Below are 22,564 nucleotides of genomic sequence, written 5' to 3'. Positions count from 1 at the left end.
TTATGTCAAGGCCCGGCCCTACTCGGCCGCGAGACCGGTCGGCGCCACTGCTGCTGCTTCCTTGTTGTAGTCATGCACCACGCGACCGAACGGCAGCGTCAGGTCGGCGAGGAAGTGATGCGCACCGACCACGCGCTTGACCGGGAAGTCGGCGACCGGCGCGTTGACGTGCGGCACCAGATGCAGCCGGCCCGGCCCGATCCACGAGCCCTTGACGACGATGTCGGTCAGGTTGATCGCAACCAGCTGGCAAACTTCGAGATGGCCGTCGACGCCCGGGATCATCTTCAGATTAACTTGCGTCTTGGACAGCGTGGCGCGGGTGATGTCGCCATTGCCCGCCATGCTCTCGTGCTTGTAGCCCATGGTGCCCATGGCGACGAGCTGCCCAGCATATTCCAGCGTGCCGGTCAGCGTGTCCTTGACGATCTCGAGCTTCGGATGGGCGTACTTCTTCGGAAAGCCCCAGATCTCGCGGCCGGCCGCGATCGGCGGATCATCGTCGAGATACATCTGGCAGACGAAGTTGACCTCCTCGCCATACAGGCGCGCCGGAATCACGAGGCCGGACTCGGTGTAGCTGCCGAAGCCGGATGAATCGGGCATCTTGATCCATTCATAGTGCACGATCGGCTGCGCGATCGGCTCCAGCGGCTCGGGCAGGCCGGCGCGGATCAGCTCCGGATCGGTCTCGTAGGTGATGACGAGGAATTCGCGATCGACGAACCGATAAGGGCCGGCGGGATAGCTCGGGCCGGCAGCCGGCATCGACGGAAGCTTGAGCAGATCTTCCCTGCGCATCGCAATAATCCCCTGTTTCGAAATGATTGCGCGGGAGGCTAGCGGCCGAGATTGACAGCGATGTGAGGGATTTCCGTCAGCGGCATGACCTGCGCTTCAGGCAAGCGACCAATGCCAACCATGCAGGCAAGCGCATCGGATCTGCGCGGTGCGCGCGCGGCGCTTGTCATCACGGCGTCATCGCCGCGCTGAATTCTCGCCGCGCATATTGGAGTGTCAGTTATGGATGCGCGAGCCCCTCATTTCCAAGACCATTTCCAGGACATTGATCACGCGACGCCCGGCTGGCGTCCGGCGGGCTGCGATCGGGTGGCGCTGGTTCTACAGGGCGGCGGCGCGCTCGGCGCCTATCAGGCCGGCGTCTATCAGGCGCTGCATGAATCCAACATCGAGCCCGACTGGGTCTGCGGCGTCTCGATCGGCGCGATCAACTCGGCGATCATCGCCGGCAATCCGCCGGAAAAGCGGCTGGAGCGGCTGCACACGTTCTGGGACCGCATCACCAGCCGCAAGATCTGGCACTACACGCCGGATGGCGACATCTTCCGCAAGGCGCGCAACTTCACCAGTTCATGGATGACGACGACGCTGGGCCAGCCCGGCTTCTTCAGCCCGCACGCGACCAATCCGTGGTTCAGCCCGGCCGGCGCCCGCACCGCCACCAGCTATTACGACACCACGCCGCTGCGCGAGTCGCTGCTCGAACTGGTCGACTTCGATCGCATCAATTCCAAGAAGATCCGTTTTGCGGTCGGCGCAGTGAACGTGCTGTCGGGCAACTTCATCTATTTCGACAACGCCCATGACGAGATCATCCCCGAGCACATCATGGCGAGCGGCGCGCTGCCGCCGGCGCTGCCGATGGTGAAGGTCGGCACCGATCATTTCTGGGACGGCGGCATCGTCTCCAACACGCCGCTGCAGCATCTGCTCGACCAGGAGGACAACGCCAACTCGCTGGTGTTCCAGGTCGACCTGTTCTCGGCGCGCGGCGCGCTGCCGCGCGACATCCAGGACGTGATGGCCCGCCACAAGGACATCATGTATTCCTCGCGCACCCGCTACAACACCGACGTCTACCGCAAGACCTATGCGCTGCGCACCGCCCTGCACAACGCGCTCGGCAAAATTCCCGACGACCAGCTGTCGGAGGACGAGCGCCAGCTCAAGAAGTCGAACAGCAAACTGCCGGGCATCACGCTGCTGCAGCTGATCTATCAGCAGAAGGCCTATGAGGGCGACGCCAAGGACCACGAGTTCTCGGGCACCTCGATGCGCGAGCACTGGGTGAGCGGACACGAGGACACCAAGCGCTCGCTGAAGCGGCGCGACTGGATCAAGATGCCCGAGAACGGCATGGGCATCGTGATCCACGACGTGCATCGGGAGAGCGAGTAGCAGCCCGCTCTTTCCCCGTCATTGCGAGGAGCGCGCGACAAAATTGCGAAGCAATTTTGCGCTGAAGCGACGAAGCAATCCATATCTCCGCTTGTGGAGAGATGGATTGCTTCGCTTCGCTCGCAATGACGGTTGGGAGAGCCCTACGGCCGCGTCGACATGTTCCGCGGCGGCCCGACCTCGCGGATCGGCTCGGCGAGGCGCACGAACTCGCAGAGCAGCGAGCGCGTCTTGCGCGGGTCGATCACCTCCTCGACCCAGAATTTTTCGGCCGAGCGGAACGGCGAGCGCAGCTTGTTGAGGCGGTCCTCGATCTCCCGCAGCTTCGCGGCGGGATCGGCGGCGGCGTCGATCTCGGCACGATAGGCCGCCTCGATGCCGCCTTCGAGCGGCAGCGAGCCCCAATAGGCCGACGGCCAGGCGTAGCGCATCGAGAAGCGGTTGGCCGGCTGATGCACCACGCCGGCAACCCCGAAGGCGTTGCGGACGATGATCGTGCACCACGGCACCGTGCTCTGGTTGACCGCCGCCATCGCCCGCACGCCGTGACGGATGGTGGCGGATTTCTCCGCCTCGAGCCCGATCATGAAGCCGGGGCAATCCATCAGATAGACCACCGGCAGATGGAAGGTCTCGGCGAAGTCGACCCAGCGTATCACCTTCTGGCAGGCGTCCGATGTCCAGGAGCCGCCGTAGTGGAACGGATCGCTCGCCAGCAGCAGCACCGCCCTGCCCTCGATCCGCGCGAGGCCCGTGATGATCGACCGGCCGAAGTTGGCGGCAACCTCGAAGAACGAGCCCTTGTCGACGACAGCCTCGATGATCGGCCGCATCTTGTAGACCTGCCGGCGGTTGCGCGGCACGGCCTTCAGCAACGACTCCTCGGCACGCTCGGGATCGTCGGTGCAGGGAATGGTCGGCGGCAGCTCGTAGACCGACGACGGCAGGTAGGACAGGAAGCGCTTTGCGCAGTCGAACGCCTCCTCCTCGGTCTCGACGGCCTGATCGATCGCGCCGGCGCGGGTCTGGATGTCGGCGCCGCCGAGCTCCTGCTTGGTGAGGTCCTGCCCGAGGCGCTTCACCACCGGCGGACCGGCGACGAACATCGCCGAGTTCCTGGTCATGACCGAATAATGCGTGGCGGCGAGCCGCGCGGCACCTAAGCCGGCGACGGAGCCGAGCCCGAGCCCGACCACCGGCACCCGCGCCAGATTGGCGGTCGTGTACCAGTACCAGCGCGTGCCGCCGACGCCGCCGGGCAGATTGGCCGCGCCCCGCGTCTCGATCGTCTTCACCGAACCGCCGCCGCCGGAGCCTTCGATCACGCGGATGATCGGCAGGCGGAAGTCGTGCGCCATCTCCTCGGCCATCAGCGGCTTGGCGGAGATCGATGCGTCCGCAGAACCGCCGCGCACGGTAAAGTCGTCGCCGACCACCACCACGGTGCGGCCGTCGACCTTGGCGCGGCCGAACACGCAGTTCGCCGGCGTCAGATGCCTGAGTTCGTTGTTCTCGTCGTATTCAGCGATGCCGGAGATGGCACCGATCTCGTGAAAACTGTCGGGGTCGACGAGCTTGTCGAAGCGCTCACGAACCGTGAGCCGGCCCTGGTCGCGTTGCCGCTTGACCTTGTCAACGCCTCCCATCTCCCGCGCGAACGCTTCGCGCCGGGCGAGGTCGTCGAGTTCCGGCTTCCAGTTCATTCAGGGCCTCCGTCTTGATCATTTTATTGTTATGGGCGGTCACCGGAAGCGATTTGCGCTCGATCCGATTAGCGAAGATGTCACCGTCGGCGCCTTCCAGCAGGCTGCCGATCGCAGCACCGAGTTCGACCATCTGCGGCGCCACCTCGCGATGCAGCCGCTTCTCGTCATACATCGCCGAGAGCAGGCCGATCGTGGTGACCACGTAGGTCTGATACTGCGGCGACCACATCGGCACCGCGACGCCGTTGATATGCGGGCTCCACAGGCCGCAGGCGACGACATAGCCGTGCTCCTGCAGATGACGGCGGTTGGCCTCGATGCGCGGCGTCAGCAGCTTGGCACTGTCGGGCAATTCGCGCTCCATCTCCGCGATCAGCGCGTCGCCGATCATCGGATCGAGCGCCGCGGTGTAGGCGTGGCCGGCGGCGGTGGTCGCCATCGAGATCCGGCTGCCGGTGGCCTCGTGCAGGCCGAGCGCGTTCGCCGCGCGGGCGAATTCCAGATAGACCAGATGAAAGCGGTCGGGGATCACGAAGCCGACGGTGCCGGGCAGTTGATCGGCGACGTCCTGCAGGCGCAGCCGGATCAGATTGCGCAGCTGCAGCCCCTTCATCATCGAGGTGCTCATCGCCACCGCGCTCGGGCCGATGCGATACTTCTGATCGCGCGGCAGATACACCAGCTGCCCCATCCGCGTCAGCGTGTGCGTGAGCCGCGACACCGTCGAGCGCGGCAGTCCGCAGCGGTTGGAGATTTCGAGATTGCCGAGACGGGCCTCGTGCCCCTCGAAGCATCGCAACACATCGAAAGCGCGCGACACCACCTGGATAACATCGCCATCGCCTGTTTCGCTGGCGAGCATTCCCTGCCTGCTAAGCCGTTCCGAGCGCCGTCCCATTTTTTATTGGCTCCGTTTTTATGGCTCCATTCCGTCCTGCGGAATAAAATTCCACTTGAAGAACACGCTACCTCAGGCAATCTGCCGCCACAACAAAAAGCCGTTCGCCGGATGAAATTTCCGCTAGACGGTATCGGAGAGTGGAATGTCTGAGATCAAGGTCGTGACCGAAGTTGCCGGGCGCGTTTGCGCGCTTTCCGTCGAAGCCGGCAGCCGCGTCGGCGACGGCGACGAGATCGCTTTCGTCGAAGCGATGAAGATGGAAATACCTGTTACCTCGACCACAGCAGGCAAAATCAAGTCGATTCTGGTCAAAATCGACGATGTCATCGCCGAAGGCCAAGCGGTCGCGATCGTCGAGACCTGAGCAGCGCCCGCCAAATCCTCCGCCGCGACAATCTGTCCTGTGATGTGACCGCCAAAACCGCGGGCATGCGTCGGAGGTAGCGTTGCCATCGCCGGGAGGCGATGCAATCATCCGACCCATAAAAGTTTCGCAGAGCGAAACAAAAGGGAGGAAACATGATGCATTGGCTGCTGGCGTTTGCGCCTGCCCTTCTCGCCGGCCTTTCCGTAGCTTTGGCCGCGCCCGCCTCGGCCGAAGACGTCAAGCTGCCGCCGACGATGGCGGTGACCGCCTATGACACCGGCACCGCCGGCTTCAACATCGCGGTCGGCGTCGGCAAGATGATGAAGGACAAATACGGCACCGATGTCCGCGTGCTGCCGGCCGGCAACGACGTCGCGCGCCTCGCGCCGCTGCGCGCCAAGCGCGCGGTCTCCTCGGCGATGGGATCGGGCACCTATTTCGCGCAGGAAGGCGTGTTCGAATTCGGCGCCAGAGAATGGGGTCCGCAGGCGCTGCAACTGCTGCTGTCATCGGTCGACTGCAATTGCGGCGCGCTCGGCGTCGCGGCCGATGCCGGCGTCAAGGAGATGAAGGACCTCAAGGGCAAGCGCGTCGGCTTCGTGGTCGGCTCGCCGGCGCTGAACCAGAACGCGCTGGCGATGCTCGCGTTCGGCGGCCTCACCCAGAACGACGTCAAGATCGTCGAGTTCGCGAGCTACGGCGCGATGTGGAAGGGCCTGATCAACAACGACACCGACGCCGCGTTCGGCACCACCATCACCGGCCCCGCCAAGGAGGCCGAGACCTCGCCGCGCGGCCTGATGTGGCCGCCGCTGCCCGCCAAGGACAAGGAGGGTTGGGCGCGGGTGCAGAAGGTCGGCTCGTTCTTCTTCCCGCAAACCGCGACTTGCGGCGCCGGCATCTCGCCGGACAAGCCGATCGAGCTCGGCAACTACCCCTATCCGATCTTCGTCGCCTATGCCTCGCAGCCGGCCGAGCAGGTCTATTCGATCACCAAGGCGATGATCGTCAATTACGACGCCTACAAGGATTCAGCGCCGGGTGCCGGCGGGCTCGCAGCCAGCCGGCAGACCAAGAACTGGGTGGTGCCGGTGCATCCCGGCGCCGTGAAGGCGCTGAAGGAAGCCGGGCAATGGACCGACGAGCAGGAGGCGCACAACAACGCGCTGTACAAGCGCCAGGAGGTGCTGGCGACGGCCTGGGCGGACTACGGCAAGTCCAATCCGCCGTCCGACGACAAGGCGTTCCTCGACGGCTGGATGAAGGCGCGTGCCGCGGCACTCGCCAAGGCCAATATGCCTAATGGCTTCGAGTGAGACCTGCCAAATGCGCGATGAGATCGGGTGAGTCGTCATCGCGCTTTGGCGCTTTGTTCGAGCATGATCTTTTGCGGAAAACCGCTTCACAGCTTTCCGGGTCATGCTCTAGGCTGCGGCCAAAACCAACAGCATTGGGGGATGCGTGATGCCCGATAGCGCCGCGGCTGCGCCTGCGAAGAAGATCGAGTTCGAAGATCCCCATGCCGGGCTCGGCAATCTGCAGGAGGCCGAGGTCACGCGCGTGCGCACGTTGCGCGGCGTCTGGCGCTGGGCGCTGGTGATCGCGACGGCCGCGACCATCCTGCTATGCATCAACCAGCAATTCTCGCTGCGCTTCTTCATCGACTACACCCAGCTCAACACCGAATATTTCTATTTGCTGATCGCGCTGATGCTGCCCTTCACGTTCCTGATCTTCCCGGGAACGGAGACTGCGCCGCTCAACCGCATTCCCTGGTACGACCTCCTGCTGGCGCTCGCCACCTTTGCGGCCTCGATCTGGCTGATGCTGAACGTGCGCAAGGCGGCGCAGTACGGCTGGGAATCCGACGGTGCGCCACGCAATGTCATCGTCGCCGGCCTCGTGATGTGGGTGATGCTGATGGAGGCGCTGCGGCGCACCGGCGGCTGGAGCCTTTTGCTCAGCGTGTTCCCCTTCACCGTCTATCCGCTGTTCGCCGAGGCGAGCTGGCTCGGCCCGTTCAGAGGCTCGCAGCTCACGCTCGACCAGGCCACGGCCTATCACGTGCTGTCGGGCGAGAGCCTGCTCGGCATTCCGATCCAGGCCTTTGCCGACACCGTGATCGGCTTTTTGGTGTTCGGCACCGCGCTGATGATGACCGGCGCCGGAAAATTCTTCATCAACATTGCCTTCGCGCTGTGCGGCACGTTCCGCGGCGGTGCGGCCAAGGTCTGCATCTTCGCCTCCGGCCTGCTCGGCATGATGTCGGGCTCGATCATCTCCAACGTGCTGACCGCCGGCACCATGACCATTCCGGTGATGAAGAAGAGCGGCTTTCGCGCCTCCTATGCCGGCGCGATCGAAGCCTGCGCTTCGACCGGCGCGGTGCTGGCGCCGCCGGTGATGGGCGCGACCGCGTTCGTGATCGCGCAATTCCTCAATGTCAGCTATGCCGAGGTGGCGGTCGCCGCGATCATCCCGGCCGCGCTCTATTACATCGGCCTGTTCATGCAGGTCGATTCCTACGCGGCCCGCCACGGGCTGAAGGGCATTCCGCGCGCCGAGCTGCCGCGGGTGATGGATACCATCAAGGACGGCTGGTACTACGTCTTCGTCATCGCGCTCTTGATCGTGATGCTGCTCTACTTCAAGCGCGAGAGCCACGCGCCGTTCTACGCCACCGCGCTGCTGCTGGTGCTGAACCAGGTGTTCTCCAAGGACACCCGCTGGACGCTGGGAACGATCGCCAAATTCCTCGAGGTCAACGGCCGCACCTTCGTCGAGCTGGTCGGCATCCTCGCCGGCTGCGGCCTCCTGATCGGCGCGTTCTCGATGACCGGCGTGGTCTCGAGCCTCGCCAACGACCTGCTGACACTGGCCGGTGACAACGCGTTCCTGCTGCTCGCGATGTGCGCTTTCACCAGCCTGATCCTCGGCCTCGGGCTGACCACCACGGCCTGCTACATCTTCCTCGCCATCCTGGTTGCGCCCGCGCTGGAGAAGCTCGGGTTGAACCGGATGGCGGTGCACATGTTCATCTTCTACTGGGGCATGCTATCGTCGATCACCCCGCCGGTTGCGATCGCTTCCTTCGCCGCGGCCGGCATCGCCGGCTCGCCGGCAATGAAGACCGGCTGGGAATCGATGTGGGTCGGCAGCATCATCTATTTCATCCCGTTCTTCTTCGTGCTGAACCCGGCGCTGGTGCTGCAGGGACCGAGCCCCTATCTCGCAGGGCTCGGCCTGATGGCGATTGCGGCCTTCGGCACGCTATTCATCTGCGGCGGCATTCAGGGCTATCAGGCCTTCGTCGGCGACCTGCGCGGCACCGGGCCGCTGGAATGGCCGCTGCGGGTGCTGCTGGTGATCGGCGGCTTCGTGATCGCAACGCCGGGCGGCGGCATCAACCCGCTGTCGCAGCTGCACATGACGCTGCTCGGGCTTGCGATCCTGGCGCCGACCGCCCTGCTCGCGCTGGTGCTGATCCGCCGCCAGGCGCTGGTTCCGAACCAGTTGCGCGCGCCCTGATTGCGTTGCAAAACAGCGGGCGATGAAACAATCGCCGCCGCCCGTCACCGCCAGCACCGTCAACTGGACCCGCGCGCAGCCGCCGCTGCTGCGGTTTCTGCACGCTTGTTACGCAGATTTCCTGCCCGAGGATGGCGGCGCCGTTGCCGACTACATCCCCGAGCTCAGCAAGGCCGACCCTGCCCATTTCGGCATCAGCCTCGCGACCCTGGACGGCCATGTCTACGAGGTCGGCGACACCAGGATCCCCTTCACGATCCAGTCGATGTCGAAACCGTTCGTGTTCGCGCTGGCGCTGGACACGCTGGGCGCCGAGCGGGTCGAGCGCGTGATCGGCGTCGAACCATCAGGCGATCCCTTCAACTCGATCCGGCTCAATGCCGAAAACCACCCGTTCAACCCGATGGTCAACGCCGGCGCGATCGCCTGCTCCGGCCTGATCCATGCCGACAAGGGCGGCGGCGCATTCGAATATATCCGCCAGGCGCTCGGCCGTTTCGCCGGCCGCGAGCTTGACGTCGACGAGGCGGTCTACGCCTCCGAGAGCGCGACCGGCGACCGCAACCGGGCGATCGGCTATCTCTTACGCACCAACGGCGTGATCACCGAGAACGTCCCTGCGGTGCTCGACGTCTATTTCCGGCAATGCGCCATCCTCGTCACCGCGCGCGACATCGCGGTGATGGCGGCAACATTGGCCAACCGCGGCATCAACCCGCTGACCGAGCAGCAGGTGATGACGCCTTATGCGATCTCCCGCGCGCTGTCGGTGATGACGTCGTCGGGCATGTACGACTTTGCCGGCGAATGGATCTACCGGGTCGGCGTTCCCGCCAAGAGCGGCGTCGGCGGCGGCATTCTGGCAGCGCTCCCCGCGCGGCTCGGGCTCGGCAGCTATTCGCCAAAGCTCGACAAGCACGGCAACAGCGTGCGCGGCATCAAGGTCTGCCAGGCGCTGTCGGCGCATTACGACCTGCACATGCTCAACCGCAGCGACGACGCCCGCCACAGCATCATCGCCGACTACAATATCGGCAAGAACCCGTCGCGGCGGCTGCGCCGGCCGCAGGAGCAGGAGATCCTGGCCAGGCATTTCCAGGAGGTGCGCGTGATCGAGCTGGTCGGCACGCTGTCGCTCTCCAATGTCGACTACGTCTCGCGCCGCCTCGGCGGCGGGCCGCGGCCGGAATTCGTGATCTTCGATTTGCGCCGCGTCACCGCGACGACGCGCGCCGGCGCCCGGCTGGTGGCGGAGGCCTTCAAGGAGCTCGCCGAGCTCGGCGTCACCGTGATTCTATCCGGCATCAAGCGGACGTCGCGGGAGTGGAGTGGCATCAGCGAGTGGACCGGCCGGCTCGGCAATATCAGGGATTTCTATCTGCTCGACACCGCGATCGAATGGGCCGAGGACCAGATCGTCTACCGCTATGGCGGCTCGATCGACTTCCTCGAGACCACCGAGCTTGCCGAGCAGCCGCTGCTCGCCGGGCTGGACGCCGCCGAGCTCGCCGATCTGGCCTCGCTCTGCACGGTCCGGACCTACCAGCCGCACCAGACCATCATCGCCGCAGGCGATGCGGCGACCTCGCTGTTCTTCCTGCGCAGCGGCGTGGTCCACGTCACCCTGCCCGACGGCGTCCGCTTGGCGACGCTGACCGCCGGCATGGCGTTCGGCGAGATGGCGCTGCTGGAGCCGAAGCGGTCCGCCGACGTGCTGGCCGACATGTCGGCGACCGCCTACGAGGTGACGATCGCGGACTTCGAGCGCTTCCGCACCCGGCACCCGCGCGCCTGCGAGCGGATCATGCGCAACCTCGCGCAGCTGCTCGCCGAGCGGCTGATCGTCGCCAATGCCAAGGTCGACCTGCTGACGTCGGGCTAGCTGTTTGCTCTTTCCCTCGTCCCGGGGTGAGGGCATCCATGGAGTGGCAGAGAGAGCCGTGCGGCCCTTTTCACCTCTCCCCGCCCTTCTGCGGGGAGAGGTCGGATCGCGCTAGCGATCCGGGTGAGGGGCGAGGCACGCCGCCCAACACATCGCAAACTGCTCGCCGGATGCCGGCCTCGGGTGAAGAGCGCACTATTTCGGAATGATAGAATAATACCCGTGAGTTGCCCGACGTGTCAAGTCGTCGGGTCGAGCGCCGGCCGCCGCCGGCTACTTTGCATGGGGTTGTTTTTCGGGTTTTGGACAGGCCGCGAGGCAAGCCCGGCCGGAGAGCTCGACAACCCTTACCCCGGGCGCTGCCATTCCATCACGACGAACCACGGCACGCGGCGAAAATCGGCCTGCCGGGAGGCTTCGCCGGACACCGGGGCCGGTTCGGCAAAGAAACCTCAGCAGCAAACCCTGCTCCAGCAGCGCCGTCATGTAGGCCGACAGCGGCCGATGCCAGTTCTCGATGCGGATTCCCGCCCAGGCGAACGACATCGGAAACTCGTCGAGATAGCGGTCGACCGGGAAATGCAGACGGCGCCCGGCCTCGTCCCTGACCCAGCCCTGCTCGGCGCCGGCCGAGGTGAAGCCAGTGAGGTTTGCGATCAAGAGCGCGCCGCCCGGCCGCAGCACCCGCGCCATCTCTCGGATCGCCGCCCTGAAGTCGGGGATGTCGACCAGCGTGATGTAGCTGACGACGAGGTCGAAGCTCGCATCAGGGAATTCGAGCTGCTCGGCGCGGCCGTACCGATAGTCACCGGACGGATCGCGCTGCCTCGCGGTGTCGAGCAAGGCCGTCGTCGGCTCGATGCCGATCGGAACTGACGCCGGCGGCCTTGAGGACCCGGCAGAACCGCCCCTCGCCGCAGCCGACATCGAGCGCATTGCCGAACCGGCCGCGGCCGATCCGCTCCAGCATGACCGGATCGAGCACATGCTCGCGGCCCCAGTCGCCGCGCTCGCGCTGCGACTCGATCCAGGCCTGCGCGGAGGTCTCCCACCCGTTGTCCATGAAGCGTTCCTCCGAACCGCGGAGGAAGCGGCTAGCTCACCACTTCCGTCACCGGCTGCATGTCGATCGCAAACGTCTCGAGGAATTTTGAGGTCATGATGTAGAAGCCGACCGAGAGCTGCAGCTCGATCAGCGCCGCCGGCGAAAGCTTTGCCGCGATCGCGTTGAAGGTTGCATCGGTCGGCTTCTTCAGCTTGACGATCTCGTCGGTGAAGGCGAGCGCGGCGCGCTGCACCTCGTTGAAGCAGGCTGCCTGCTGCCAGTTCTCCAGCGCCTCGTTCTGCTCGTCGGTGACGCCGACATTCTTGCCGATGCGCTTGTGCGCGACGATCTCGTAGGGCGCTTCGCAGAGGATGCCGGTGCGGGTGATCGCGAGCTCGCGCACCACGGGATCAAGCTCGCCCTTGTGGCGGATCGCGCCGCCGAGCCGGCAGTACTGCTCAAAATAGCTCGGCGAATGCGCCATCATGCGGAAGATGTTGGCGTTGCGGTTCTTGTCGAGGATTTCGCGGGTGCGCGGGCTTGCCTTTGTGGGATCGGAGTAGTCGATGCGGGCCATTTCCTAACCTTCGTCGTTGCCGTTTCTGTCGAGTTTCGAACAGTATCCGCCGCCTGTCGCGGGAGCAACACGCCCGAGTCAAATTGCCGCCGCATTCCCGGACAACCCTGATACCGCCGGTATTCGCTGAGTGGGGACTCATCAAGCGAATGCCCGGCGCGGGGTGTTCCGAGTAAAAAATCTGGCCGTCTAGCGCGCTCGTCGCGCAACGATGAGTCACGCCCGAAGTCTAGGGGAAACGCATGAAGGAAGCCACCAAGAGGGCGGCCTCGGAGGCGCTTGCGCAAGCGCTGGCGGTGACGGCAATGCTCGTCATCGCCAGCGTTGTACTCTATTGGCGGTGACGCCTGTCCAGTCACGCGTAACAGCCGTCACCGCGAGGAGTTCGCGCCAAAATTGCCGAGCAAAGTTGCGCTGAAGCCACCGCCGTAGCTTCAGCGATGCCGGAAGTGATCCATGCTTCCCCGTCCAGCCATGGATCGCTTCACTGCACCTGTCACCCGGCGGCGCTCTCGCGCCGACCGGGTGACTCGCAGTGATGGCGTCACTTCGCCTTTGCGAAATAGGGCACCAGCCGTCCGGCAAATTGCGTGAAGCGCGCCGAAACCTTGTCGCCGATGGCGAGGTCGTTGTCGCCATGGGCCATCATGCGAAACCCCTCATCGGCATCGATCAGCACGATGTTGTAGGGCACGTGTGCGCGGGTCTCGACCGTTGCGGCACGGCAGACCAGCGAGGTCGCATACACCGTCCCTGCCCCGCTGGCGCGATGCTCGGCGAGATCGGACGAGCCGCAGGCGGCGCAGAAGCTGCGGCGGAAATATTGCCGCGCGCCGCAGGCGCTGCAGGTCTGGTAGACAATGGCTTCCGCGCCCTTGGTCCAGTCGGCAATCGGTCCGCTCATCGCACGCGCTCCAGGAACATGCTGACATGCGACGACAGCACACCACCGTCGCCGTGCAGCAGCGCGACCGAGGCGTCGCGGACCTGACGGTTTTCGGCGCGGCCGGTCATCTGCAAATGCGCCTCGACCAGATGCGCCATCGCACCACCGACGCCGCAATGGCCGTAGCTGAGCAGGCCGCCATGGGTGTTAAGCGGCATCTCGCCATCGGTGTTGAAATAGCCGGCGCGCACCCGCGCCGCCGCCTCGCCGCGCCCGGCGAGGCCGAGATCCTCCAGCAGCATCGCCAGCGTGATAGTAAAGCTGTCGTAAACCGCGGCGTAACGGACATCGGATATCGCCAGGCCCGCCGCCTGCTTCGCCTTGGCGATCGAAATCTCGGCGCCGAGCTCGCTCAGCGCCGGCGCTGCCGTGATGTGCTGATGGGTGTGCGCCTGGGCGCAGCCGCGGACGCGGACCTGCCGGTCGCCGGTCGGCTCGCGGCTGATCACGCAGGCCGCGCCGCCGTCCGACACCGGGCAGCAGTCCAATAGCTTGAGCGGCAGCGCCACCGGCTTTGAGGCCATCACATCGGCAACCGTGATCGGCTCGTGGAACTGGGCGCCGGGATGCGTCAGCGCATGCTTGCGCATCAGCACCGCGAATTCGGCGAGGTCGCCCTCGGTGACGCCGTACTCGTGCATGTAGCGGGTCGCGACCAGACCGTAATAGGCCGGGATGGTCGGGCCCAGCGTCACCTCGTATTCGGGATGGCCGACCTGGGCCAGCGCCTGGATCGAGGCGTCGCGGCTCTGTCCGGTCAGGCGGTTCTCGCCGCCGACCACCAGCACGTGCCTTGCGACGCCGGCGTCGACGAGGTGATGCGCCAACATGGTCATCGCGAGCCCGGTGGCGCCGCCGACCTGCACGGCGTGGGCGTAGGCCGGGCGGATACCAAAATGCTCGGCGAACACGGTGGCCAGCATGATGTGCGGCGAGACCGTGGAGTAGCCGCAGAGGATGCCGTCGATCTCGGACCGCTTCAGCCCGGCATCCGCAATCGCAAGCTCGGCCGCCATGCTCATCAGGTCGAGCGAGGACGAGCCCTCATGCTTGCCATAGGATGTCAAGCCGACGCCGGTGACGAAGCTCATGGTTGCTATCCCCTCGTCATTCCGGAGAATCAATACGACTTCGGAAGGCCGAGCACCTTCTCGCCGATGAAGCTGAGGATCAGTTGCGGGCTGATCGGCGCGATGCGCGGGATCAGCGATTCTCGCAAGTAACGCTCGACGTGATATTCCTTGGCATAGCCGAAGCCGCCATGCGTCATCACGGCCTGTTCGCAGGCATGGAAGCCGGCTTCGGCGGCGAGATATTTTGCCGCATTCGCGGCCGGGCCGCATGGCAGGTTCTGGTCGTACTGCCACCCGGCGCGCAGCACCATCAGCCAGGCGGCTTCCAGCTCCATCCAGCATTTCGCCAGCGGATGCTGGATCGCCTGGTTCATGCCGATCGGGCGGTTGAACACGATGCGGCCCTTGGCGTAGTCCGACGCCTTCTTCAGCGCGATCTGGCCGAGGCCGACGGCTTCGGCGGCGATCAGGATGCGCTCGGGGTTCATGCCGTGCAGGATGTATTCGAAGCCGCGGCCCTCGTCGCCGATACGGTCCTCGACCGGAATTTCAAAATTCTCGAAGAACAGCTCGTTGGAATCGACCGGCTTGCGGCCCATCTTCTCGATCTCGTGCACGGTGACGCGCTTGCGGTCGAAATCGGTGTAGAACAGGCTGAGGCCGTGGGTCGGGCTGCGCACCTCCTCCAGCGGCGTGGTGCGTGCCAGCAGCAGGATCTTGCTGGCAACCTGCGCGGTCGAGATCCACACCTTCTGGCCGTTGACGATGTATTTGTCGCCCTGGCGCACCGCGCGGGTCTTGAGCTGGGTGGTGTTGAGGCCGGTGTTCGGCTCGGTCACCGCAAAGCAGGACTTGTCGCGGCCGTCGATGATCGGCGGCAGCATGCGCTGGCACTGCTCTTTGGTGCCGAACACCACCACCGGATTGAGCCCGAACACGTTCATATGCACGGCCGAGGCGCCGGACATCCCGGCGCCCGACTCCGCGATGGTGCGCATCATGATCGCGGCATCGGTGATGCCGAGCCCGGAACCGCCATATTCCTCGGGGATGCAGATGCCGAGCCAGCCGGCATCCGCCAGCGCACGGTGGAAGTCGGCCGGGAAGCCGCCCTCCTTGTCCTTCTTCAGCCAGTAGGCATCGTCAAAGCGCGAGCAGATTTTTGCGACGGCATCGCGGATCGATTCCTGGTTGGCCGAGAGTGCAAAATCCATCTGTCGTGCTCCTATGCCGTGCCGGCCGCTTTGGCGACGCCGTCGCGGAGCATCGCCGCGATCTCCTCGTCGGAATAGCCCGCCTCGCGCAAGACCTCTGCGCTGTGCTCGCCGAGCCGCGGCGCCAGCCGGCTCGGCTCGACCTTGGTCTCCGACCAGCGCGCCGACGCCGTCATGCTGCGGATGCGGCCCTCGGTCGGGTGCTCGACGACGGGAAACACGCCGGTCGCGACCATATGCGGGTCCTGCAGCAGGCTTTCGAGATCATGCATCGGCATGACCGGCACGTCGGCCTTTTCGAGAATCTCGTTCCACTCGGCCGTGGTCCTGGTCGCGAGGATGCGGGCGAGCTCGGCATAGACGACGTCGATATTGCTGGCGCGGCCGGCGAAGGTCGCAAACTTCGGATTGCTACGCAGATCGTCGCGGCCGGTGGCCTTGAAGAAATTCTCCCACTGCTTGTCGTTGTAGACGATCACGCAGATGTAGCCGTCCAGCGTCTTGTACGGCCGCCGGTCCGGCGAGAGGTGGCGCGCATAGCCGCCCTTGTCGAGCGGCGGATCGTAGGTCAGCCCGCCCATGTGGTCGCCCATCACGAAGCCGGCCATGGTCTCGAACATCGGAATGTCGACGCGCTGGCCCTGCCCGGTGCGGTCGCGATGCACCAGGCTGGCGCAGATCGCGCCGACCGCGGTGAGACCGACGATGCGATCGACCAGCGCGTTCGGCACGTAGCGCGGCACGCCGTCCGAGGTCTGCGCCATCAGCGCCGGCAGTGCGGTGGCGCCCTGGATCAGGTCGTCATAGGCGGGCTTGGCGGCATACGGCCCTTCCTGGCCGAAGCCGAACACGCCGGCATAGATCAGCCGCGGATTGATCTGCGCGACCACGTCGTAGCCGAGCTGCAGCCGCGCCATCGCCTGCGGGCGCACGTTGTAGACCAGCACGTCGGTATCGGCGATCAGCCGCAGCACCGCCTCACGCCCGGCGGGCTTCTTGAGGTCGAGACAGATCGAGCGCTTGCTGCGGTTGGTGTTGAGGAACACCGGCCCCATGCCGGGATGCCGCGTCGGCCCGATCTGCCGCGTCACGTCGCCGTCGGGCGATTCCACCTTGATGACGTCGGCGCCGTAATCGCCCAGCATCTGCGTGGCATAGGGTCCCATCAGCACGGTCGTCATGTCGACGACCTTGATGCCCTGCAGCGGTCCCATCGTCCTGTGCGCTCCCGGCTGTTCTGGTTACGAACCTAGTAACGGGAGGTTTTTGCCAAGATCAAGCGGCGCCCGGCGTATAGCCGTATGCGCACCGGCGGCTCGGGCGGGCCGCAGTTCCGCAGGGCGGGCAAAGCTAGGGCGAGCCGCCCGTCATCGCGTCGCGCGCCGCCACCAGCTTTTCCAGCTCCGCGTTCTGCTGCTCGATGCGCTGGGAGATGCGCTCCTCGACCTCGGCTCCGGAGGCCGCCGCGGCCTGCTCGATCAATTGCCTGATGTTGTCGCGCAGGATCGCGATGCGATTATTCAGTTCGGACAACGACAGCGACGTTTCAATGCCCATGGACGATTCTCCGGGTGACAGGCGTTGCCGAGATTAGCGCGGCCGGGCGCTGCGGCCTATCCCTTCGCCATCATCTCGCGCAGCGTGGTTTTCAGCACCTTGCCATAATTGTTCTTCGGCAGCGCATCGAGATAGACATAGCGCTTCGGCCGCTTGAACCGGGCGATCGAGGCGAGGCAGTGCGCGTCGAGCTTGCCGTCATCGGCCACGGCCCCGTCCGCCAGCACGACGCAGGCGACGACGATCTCACCCCATTCCGGGTCCGGTACGCCAATCGCCGAGACCTCGCGGACATCGGGATGGGTCAGCAGGGCTTCCTCGACCTCGCGCGGGTAGATGTTGGTGCCGCCGGAGATGATCACGTCCTTGGACCGGTCCGACAGGGTCAGGAAGCCGTCGGCGTCGAGCCGGCCGACGTCGCCGGTGCGCAGCCAGCCGTCCCGCAGCGTCTCGGCATTGGCCTTCGGGTTGTTCCAGTAGCCGAGCATGACGGTCGCACCCTTGACCTCGATCTCGCCGGTCTCACCCGTGGGCAAGGGATTGGAGTCCTTGTCGGTGATCCGCACCGTGACGACGCTCTGCGCTGACCCGACCGAGGCCAGCCGTTCGAGGTAGCGCGGGTGATCGCTGCGCCGGTGCCACTCGCGCGACAGCGCGGTGATGGTCATCGGCGACTCGCCCTGGCCGTAGATCTGCACGAAGCGCTGGCCCATGGTCGCGATCGCATCGCGGATGTCGGCGGTATACATCGGCCCGCCGCCATAGATGATGGTGCGCAGCCCCTCGCCGTTCTCGCCGCGCCTCTTCGCGGCATCGACCAGGCGGCGCACCATGGTCGGCGCGGCGAACATCACGACGTTGTCGAGCTGGCGGCCGAGGTTGAGCACCTCGTCGGGATCGAAGCCGCCGGATTCCGGCACGACGTGGCGGCCGCCCATCCTGACATGCGGGAAATTGTAGAGGCCGGCGCCATGCGAGATCGGCGCGGCATAGAGCGAGGCGTCGTTCGGGGTCGCCGGATCGACATCGGCGAGATAGCACAGCGACATCGCGAGCAGATTGCCATGGCTGAGCATGACGCCCTTGGGCCGGCCGGTGGTGCCCGAGGTGTAGAACAGCCAGGCGAGGTCACCGGTCTCGCGCGGCAGCGGCGCCGGCGCGCCCTCACCGCTGCGCATCGCCTTGTAGGCGTCGCTGTCGACCAACAGCATGGTCATGCCGGCGGGACAATCGTCCTTGGCTTCGGTCAGCGCGTCGATCGTGTCATCGGAGACGAAGGCGAGTTTTGCGCCGCCATTGCCGCAGATCCAGGCCGCCTCGCGGCCGTGCAGTTTTGCGTTGATCGGGATCGCCGCCGCGCCGATCCACCAGATGCCGTAGAGGCATTCGAGATATTGCGTGCAGTTCGACGCGAATAGCGCGACGCGGTCGCCGGCGGCAATGCCGTGATCGCGCGCCAGCGCCGCCCCGATCGAGGCGGCGCGGCGGGCGAAGGTCGCGTAATCGGCGTCGAGGTCGAAGCCGGTCAGCAGCGCCGGCGCGTCGGGACGCGCCCGCGCCGTCGCCGCCAGCCATTCGGCAATGTTCATCGCGATTACCCCAAGCAAGCTGTCATGCCCGGGCCTGACCCGGGCATCCACGTCTCTGGTGCCACATAAGAAAGGAAGACGTGGATGGCCGGGTCAAGCCCGGCCATGACGAATGGAGAAATATCGCCTACTTCGCCGGCTCGAGGATCGAGACGTAGTTGGCGACCGCGGCGCCGCCCATGTTGAAGATGCCGCCGAGCTGCGCGTTCTTCAGCTGCATGCCCTCGGGCGCCTGGCCCGTGAGCTGCATCGCGCTCATCACGTGCATCGAAACGCCGGTGGCGCCGATCGGATGGCCCTTGGCCTTGAGGCCGCCGGACGGATTGACCGGCAGCTTGCCGTCCTTCTGGGTCCAGCCTTCCATGATGGCGCGGGCGCCCTGCCCCTTCGGCGTCAGGCCCATCGCTTCATATTCGATCAGCTCGGCGACGGTGAAGCAGTCATGGGTCTCGACAAAGGAGAGATCGGAGAGCTGCAGGCCGCCCTTCTGCAGCGCGCGCTGCCATGCGGTGGTGCAGCCCTCGAACTGCAAAATGTCGCGCTTCGACATCGGCAGAAAATCCTGCGCATGCGCGGTGGCGCGGATGTTGACCGCCTTGCCCATGGTTTTCGCGGTATCGGCATCGGTCAGCACCAGCGCCGCGGCGCCGTCGGATACCAGCGAGCAGTCGGTGCGTTTCAAGGGACCGGCGACGAACGGGTTCTTTTCGCTCTCGGCGCGGCAGAACTCGAAGCCAAAATCCTTGCGCATCTGCGCATAGGGATTGGCGACGCCGTTCTTGTGGTTCTTGGCGGCGATCATCGCCAGCGCATCCGACTGGTCGCCGTATTTCTGGAAATAGGCCTGCGCAATCTTGCCGAACACGCCGGCAAAGCCGCCGACGGTGTCGCCGTCCTCCGGCAGATACGACGCCTTCAACAGGTTCTTGCCGATCTCCGGGCCCGGCGTCCGCGTCATCTGCTCGACGCCGACCACCAGCACGATCTTGGCGGCACCGGCCTCGATGGCGCGGATGCCCTGATGCACGGCGGCGGAACCGGTCGCGCAGGCATTCTCGACCCGCGTGGTCGGCTTGAAGCGCAGCGCGGGATTGGCCTGCAGCACCAGCGAGGCCGTAAAATCCTGCGGCGAGAAGCCGGCGTTGAAATGGCCGAGCATGATTTCGTCGACGTCGGACGCCGCAATGCCGGCATCGGCGAGCGCCTCGTTGGCGACCTTGACGACGAGGCCCTCGACGGTCTCCGCGTCGAATTTTCCGAATGGCGTGTGCGCCCAACCTACGATGCTGGCGGCGGTCATGGCCGTATCTCCCTGTTCCTGTTCAGGGAGTTATGTAACCTACCTTCAGGCCGATTTCAGCGTTTTCATCGCCTTCGCACACATGGCGGTTATGCCGGCCCAATTGCCGGCGCGGATGTCGGCGGCCGGGCACAGCCAGGACCCGCCGACCGCCAGCACGTTCGGCTCGGCGAGCCAGGTTGCCGCATTGGCCTCACCGATCCCGCCGGTCGGGCAAACCCTGACGTTCGGGAACGGTCCTGCCAGCGCCCGCAGTGCCTTGATACCGCCGGCCTGCTCGGCCGGAAAGAATTTGACCACGTCAAAGCCGTGCGCCAGCGCCTGCATCAGCTCGGACGCGGTCGCGATCCCTGGCGCAAACGGCAGCCGGCTCGCTGCTGCCGCCTGCAACAGCTCGGGTGTCGCGCCGGGGCTGATGCCGAACCTGGCGCCGAGCGCCTCGGCGCGCGCCAGATCCTCGCCGTTGAGGATGGTGCCGATGCCGACGATCGCTTCGGGCACCTCGGCGATGATGGCTTTGGCGGCATCGGCTGCGACCGGCGTCCTCAGCGTCACCTCGAGCGTGCGAACGCCCCCGGCGACCAGCGCCCGGGCGAGCGGCACTGCATCCTCGAGCCGTTCGATGGTCAGCACCGGGATCACGGTGGCCTGGCGGATCAGATCGGCGATCCGGGCCTGCTTGGGGTTCGCGGTCATTGGGAGGCCTTGCGGGAGGTTGAGGGCCGTGACGCCTTCTTCGGCGGCATGGCGTAGCGGGGAATGATCGCGCCGGGATAGCCCACCACGACGCCGGCGAGACGATGGCCGGCGCGCGCGGCATCTTCGGGCGCGGCACCGCCGAGGCGCGCGGCGAGATAGGCGGCGGCAAAACTGTCGCCGGCCGCCGTGGTGTCGACCACGGGTTTTATCAGCGGCTCCGCCCTCACCTCGCGCGTCGCGCCGGCGGCGCGCAGTATGCAGGCGGGCTCGGCAAGCTTCAGCACCACCTCGGGGCTCGAGATGCCGGCGAGCAGTGCGGTATGGCTCTCGCCGGGATAGAGCGGCGCCAGATCTTCGGTCGAGGCGAGCACGATATCGGCGGCCTCGAACGCGCTACTAAAGACTTTTCGCGCGACAGCGAGGTCAGGCCAGCCGCGCGCGCGGAAATTGGTGTCGAATGCGAAGCGTGTGCCCAGAAGCCGCGCGCGCTTCAGCGCCGCCATCAGCCGGTCGCGGCCGTCCTGGCGCATGATCGAGAGCGTAATCGCCGAGAGATAGACGATGTCATAGCTCGCGAGCGAGTTCAGGATGTCGTCGGTCTCGGACAGATCCATCAACTCGCGCGCGGCGGCGCTGTCGCGCCAATGGAAGAACCGCCGCTCGCCCTTGTCGTCGGTCTGGATCAGATAGAGCCCGGGCAGCTTGCCGGCCAGCCGCGCGACTCGCTTGGTCCCGATGCCTTCCGCCGCCCAGCCGGCGATCATCTCGTCGCTCAGCGCATCGTCGCCGAGCGCGGTGATGTAATCGACGTCGACGCCGAGCCGCGACAGGTAGACCGCGGTGTTGAGCGTGTCGCCGCCGTAGCCACGCGAATACAGGCCGCCAGGCTGCGCACCGGGACCCTGGCGCAGCTCAATCATGCATTCGCCGATGCTGGCAACCCTGGTCATCGCACGCGCCGTGTTCGCCCGGACGTTGCCTCAGGCGGCGAACTTGCCGCCGAGCTCGTCCTCGATGTGGATGCGGATGATATCATCAAACGTCTTCTCGGCCGTGGTGAAGCCGAGCTTGAGCGCGCGGTCGGCGACGAAATCGCGCGGCCAGCCCGAGACGATGCCGATGATGGTCGGATCGGGCACCCGCTTGATGCGCGCGACGACGTTCTTGCCGGCGACGCGCTCCAGCGCCGCGATCTGCTCGCCGACGGTGACCGACATGCCGGGCATGCTGAGATTGCGCCGCGGGCCCATGGCGTCGAGGTCCATGGTGCCGGCATGGACCAGGAAGCCGACCGCCGATTTCGGCGAGGCGTGCCAGTGCCGCACATCCTCGGAGACCGGCAGGATCGCCTCCTCGCCCGCGAGCGGCTCGCGGATGATGTTGGAGAAGAAGCCGGACGCCGCCTTGTTCGGCCGGCCCGGCCGCACGCAGATCGTCGGCAGGCGGATCGAGATGCCGTCGAGCAGGCCTTTGCGGGTGTAGTCGTTGATCAGCAGCTCGCAGATCGACTTCTGCGTGCCGTAGCTGGTGAGCGGCGTGTGGAAGAACTCGTCGCCGATCTTTTCCGGGAACGGCGCGCCGAACACCGCAATCGAGGAGGTGAACACCAGCCGTGGCTTGTAGCCGCCTCCGACGGCGCGGATCGCGTCGATCAGATAGCGGGTGCCGTCGAGGTTGATGCGGTAGCCCTTGTCGAACTCGGCCTCCGCCTCACCCGAGACGATGGCGGCGAGATGGAAGATCACGTCCGGCCGCTCGGCGATCAAAGGCACTGCTGCGCCGGAATCGGCGAAGTCGGAGCCGATCACCTTGACCGGGATTTTTGCATTGGCGGGCTTCTGCGGCTCGACCACGTCCTGCAGCGTCATCATGCCGATGTCGCGGTTGCCGAGCCGTCCCTCGCGCAGCAGACGCTCCGTCAGCTTGCGCCCGACCATGCCGGCGGCGCCGAGAATCAGAATGTGCACGACCCTGCTCCTTT

General features: G+C 65.7%; 21 protein-coding genes. 5 read left to right on the top strand and 16 right to left on the bottom strand.

The features are described from left to right. Positions 1–18: 18 nt before the first annotated feature. The gene (locus tag XH93_RS18405) at positions 19–801 is read right to left on the bottom strand and encodes an acetoacetate decarboxylase (RefSeq protein ID WP_194474632.1); all 783 of its coding nucleotides are present in this window, start codon (positions 799–801) and stop codon (positions 19–21) included. A 222-nt stretch (positions 802–1,023) separates the two neighbouring features. Here XH93_RS18405 and XH93_RS18400 point away from each other — a divergent pair, with 222 nt between their 5' ends. Next, positions 1,024–2,199, top strand: a complete 1,176-nt coding sequence (locus tag XH93_RS18400) for a patatin-like phospholipase family protein (RefSeq protein WP_194474631.1) — start codon at positions 1,024–1,026, stop codon at positions 2,197–2,199. Between the two features lie 143 nt (positions 2,200–2,342). Here XH93_RS18400 and XH93_RS18395 read toward each other — a convergent pair whose 3' ends face one another. Then, a complete protein-coding gene (locus XH93_RS18395; protein ID WP_194474630.1) occupies positions 2,343–3,902 on the bottom strand; it encodes an acyl-CoA carboxylase subunit beta in 1,560 nt (519 codons plus the stop codon). Then, positions 3,832–4,803, bottom strand: a complete 972-nt coding sequence (locus tag XH93_RS18390; RefSeq protein ID WP_194474629.1) for an IclR family transcriptional regulator — start codon at positions 4,801–4,803, stop codon at positions 3,832–3,834. The genes XH93_RS18395 and XH93_RS18390 overlap by 71 nt, the downstream gene beginning before the upstream one ends. Positions 4,804–4,948: 145 nt before the next feature. Between XH93_RS18390 and XH93_RS18385 the strand changes: the two genes are divergently transcribed. The 4 genes from XH93_RS18385 (at position 4,949) to glsA (ending at position 10,583) form a co-directional block, all read left to right on the top strand. After that, a complete protein-coding gene (locus tag XH93_RS18385; protein ID WP_194474628.1) occupies positions 4,949–5,170 on the top strand; it encodes an acetyl-CoA carboxylase biotin carboxyl carrier protein subunit in 222 nt (73 codons plus the stop codon). Between the two features lie 155 nt (positions 5,171–5,325). Beyond that, the gene (locus tag XH93_RS18380; RefSeq protein WP_194474627.1) at positions 5,326–6,489 is read left to right on the top strand and encodes a TAXI family TRAP transporter solute-binding subunit; all 1,164 of its coding nucleotides are present in this window, start codon (positions 5,326–5,328) and stop codon (positions 6,487–6,489) included. Positions 6,490–6,637: 148 nt separating this feature from the next. After that, positions 6,638–8,701, top strand: coding sequence for a TRAP transporter permease (locus XH93_RS18375; protein ID WP_194474626.1), 2,064 nt, complete (start codon positions 6,638–6,640; stop codon positions 8,699–8,701). Between the two features lie 22 nt (positions 8,702–8,723). Beyond that, positions 8,724–10,583: a glutaminase A gene (gene glsA / locus XH93_RS18370; protein WP_194474625.1), complete on the top strand. Its 1,860-nt coding sequence runs from the start codon at positions 8,724–8,726 to the stop codon at positions 10,581–10,583. A gap of 273 nt (positions 10,584–10,856) precedes the next feature. Here glsA and XH93_RS42345 read toward each other — a convergent pair whose 3' ends face one another. From XH93_RS42345 to denD, 13 genes are all read right to left on the bottom strand, one after another. Then, positions 10,857–11,426: a class I SAM-dependent methyltransferase gene (locus XH93_RS42345; RefSeq protein WP_246799658.1), complete on the bottom strand. Its 570-nt coding sequence runs from the start codon at positions 11,424–11,426 to the stop codon at positions 10,857–10,859. Beyond that, complete coding sequence (locus tag XH93_RS42340; protein ID WP_246799657.1) at positions 11,389–11,646, bottom strand: hypothetical protein; 258 nt, start codon at positions 11,644–11,646, stop codon at positions 11,389–11,391. The genes XH93_RS42345 and XH93_RS42340 overlap by 38 nt, the downstream gene beginning before the upstream one ends. 31 nt (positions 11,647–11,677) lie before the next feature. Then, entirely contained in the window at positions 11,678–12,205 is a 528-nt protein-coding gene (locus XH93_RS18360) for a carboxymuconolactone decarboxylase family protein (RefSeq protein WP_194474624.1), read from the bottom strand. A 544-nt stretch (positions 12,206–12,749) separates the two neighbouring features. Continuing rightward, a complete protein-coding gene (locus XH93_RS18355; RefSeq protein WP_194474623.1) occupies positions 12,750–13,109 on the bottom strand; it encodes a Zn-ribbon domain-containing OB-fold protein in 360 nt (119 codons plus the stop codon). After that, entirely contained in the window at positions 13,106–14,242 is a 1,137-nt protein-coding gene (locus tag XH93_RS18350) for a thiolase family protein (RefSeq protein ID WP_194474622.1), read from the bottom strand. The genes XH93_RS18355 and XH93_RS18350 overlap by 4 nt, the downstream gene beginning before the upstream one ends. A gap of 29 nt (positions 14,243–14,271) precedes the next feature. Next, a complete protein-coding gene (locus XH93_RS18345) occupies positions 14,272–15,438 on the bottom strand; it encodes an acyl-CoA dehydrogenase family protein (protein WP_194474621.1) in 1,167 nt (388 codons plus the stop codon). Positions 15,439–15,449: 11 nt separating this feature from the next. Then, positions 15,450–16,652: a CaiB/BaiF CoA-transferase family protein gene (locus XH93_RS18340; RefSeq protein WP_194474620.1), complete on the bottom strand. Its 1,203-nt coding sequence runs from the start codon at positions 16,650–16,652 to the stop codon at positions 15,450–15,452. 136 nt (positions 16,653–16,788) lie between these two features. Continuing rightward, entirely contained in the window at positions 16,789–16,995 is a 207-nt protein-coding gene (locus tag XH93_RS18335) for a hypothetical protein (protein ID WP_194474619.1), read from the bottom strand. A gap of 56 nt (positions 16,996–17,051) precedes the next feature. Continuing rightward, entirely contained in the window at positions 17,052–18,584 is a 1,533-nt protein-coding gene (locus XH93_RS18330) for a class I adenylate-forming enzyme family protein (protein ID WP_194474618.1), read from the bottom strand. 127 nt (positions 18,585–18,711) lie between these two features. Then, the gene (locus XH93_RS18325) at positions 18,712–19,884 is read right to left on the bottom strand and encodes an acetyl-CoA acetyltransferase (RefSeq protein WP_194474617.1); all 1,173 of its coding nucleotides are present in this window, start codon (positions 19,882–19,884) and stop codon (positions 18,712–18,714) included. A 45-nt stretch (positions 19,885–19,929) separates the two neighbouring features. Beyond that, positions 19,930–20,580 carry a bifunctional 4-hydroxy-2-oxoglutarate aldolase/2-dehydro-3-deoxy-phosphogluconate aldolase gene (eda, locus tag XH93_RS18320; RefSeq protein WP_194474616.1) on the bottom strand — a complete coding sequence of 217 codons (651 nt, stop codon included), beginning with the start codon at positions 20,578–20,580 and terminating at the stop codon, positions 19,930–19,932. Then, positions 20,577–21,533: a sugar kinase gene (locus tag XH93_RS18315; RefSeq protein ID WP_194474615.1), complete on the bottom strand. Its 957-nt coding sequence runs from the start codon at positions 21,531–21,533 to the stop codon at positions 20,577–20,579. Before XH93_RS18315 ends, eda begins: the two co-directional genes overlap by 4 nt. A gap of 30 nt (positions 21,534–21,563) precedes the next feature. Next, positions 21,564–22,550 carry a D-erythronate dehydrogenase gene (gene denD / locus XH93_RS18310; protein WP_194474614.1) on the bottom strand — a complete coding sequence of 329 codons (987 nt, stop codon included), beginning with the start codon at positions 22,548–22,550 and terminating at the stop codon, positions 21,564–21,566. Positions 22,551–22,564 lie beyond the last annotated feature (14 nt).

Source organism: Bradyrhizobium sp. CCBAU 51753 (assembly GCF_015291565.1).
In the GTDB taxonomy this organism is placed as follows: Bacteria; Pseudomonadota; Alphaproteobacteria; order Rhizobiales; family Xanthobacteraceae; genus Bradyrhizobium; species Bradyrhizobium ivorense.
The sequence above is the reverse complement of the archived record's forward strand: the minus strand, read 5'-3'. Positions and strand labels throughout refer to the sequence as shown.

Excerpts from the sequence above, each read along its gene's own strand:
- XH93_RS18405 (WP_194474632.1), bottom strand. The coding sequence starts at position 801 with ATGCGCAGGGAAGATCTGCTCAAGCTTCCGTCGATGCCGGCTGCCGGC.
- XH93_RS18400 (WP_194474631.1), top strand. The coding sequence starts at position 1,024 with ATGGATGCGCGAGCCCCTCATTTCCAAGACCATTTCCAGGACATTGAT.
- XH93_RS18395 (WP_194474630.1), bottom strand. The coding sequence starts at position 3,902 with ATGAACTGGAAGCCGGAACTCGACGACCTCGCCCGGCGCGAAGCGTTC.
- XH93_RS18390 (WP_194474629.1), bottom strand. The coding sequence starts at position 4,803 with ATGGGACGGCGCTCGGAACGGCTTAGCAGGCAGGGAATGCTCGCCAGC.
- XH93_RS18385 (WP_194474628.1), top strand. The coding sequence starts at position 4,949 with ATGTCTGAGATCAAGGTCGTGACCGAAGTTGCCGGGCGCGTTTGCGCG.
- XH93_RS18380 (WP_194474627.1), top strand. The coding sequence starts at position 5,326 with ATGATGCATTGGCTGCTGGCGTTTGCGCCTGCCCTTCTCGCCGGCCTT.
- XH93_RS18375 (WP_194474626.1), top strand. The coding sequence starts at position 6,638 with ATGCCCGATAGCGCCGCGGCTGCGCCTGCGAAGAAGATCGAGTTCGAA.
- glsA (WP_194474625.1), top strand. The coding sequence starts at position 8,724 with ATGAAACAATCGCCGCCGCCCGTCACCGCCAGCACCGTCAACTGGACC.
- XH93_RS42340 (WP_246799657.1), bottom strand. The coding sequence starts at position 11,646 with ATGGACAACGGGTGGGAGACCTCCGCGCAGGCCTGGATCGAGTCGCAG.
- XH93_RS18360 (WP_194474624.1), bottom strand. The coding sequence starts at position 12,205 with ATGGCCCGCATCGACTACTCCGATCCCACAAAGGCAAGCCCGCGCACC.
- XH93_RS18355 (WP_194474623.1), bottom strand. The coding sequence starts at position 13,109 with ATGAGCGGACCGATTGCCGACTGGACCAAGGGCGCGGAAGCCATTGTC.
- XH93_RS18350 (WP_194474622.1), bottom strand. The coding sequence starts at position 14,242 with ATGAGCTTCGTCACCGGCGTCGGCTTGACATCCTATGGCAAGCATGAG.
- XH93_RS18345 (WP_194474621.1), bottom strand. The coding sequence starts at position 15,438 with ATGGATTTTGCACTCTCGGCCAACCAGGAATCGATCCGCGATGCCGTC.
- XH93_RS18340 (WP_194474620.1), bottom strand. The coding sequence starts at position 16,652 with ATGGGACCGCTGCAGGGCATCAAGGTCGTCGACATGACGACCGTGCTG.
- XH93_RS18335 (WP_194474619.1), bottom strand. The coding sequence starts at position 16,995 with ATGGGCATTGAAACGTCGCTGTCGTTGTCCGAACTGAATAATCGCATC.
- XH93_RS18330 (WP_194474618.1), bottom strand. The coding sequence starts at position 18,584 with ATGAACATTGCCGAATGGCTGGCGGCGACGGCGCGGGCGCGTCCCGAC.
- XH93_RS18325 (WP_194474617.1), bottom strand. The coding sequence starts at position 19,884 with ATGACCGCCGCCAGCATCGTAGGTTGGGCGCACACGCCATTCGGAAAA.
- eda (WP_194474616.1), bottom strand. The coding sequence starts at position 20,580 with ATGACCGCGAACCCCAAGCAGGCCCGGATCGCCGATCTGATCCGCCAG.
- XH93_RS18315 (WP_194474615.1), bottom strand. The coding sequence starts at position 21,533 with ATGACCAGGGTTGCCAGCATCGGCGAATGCATGATTGAGCTGCGCCAG.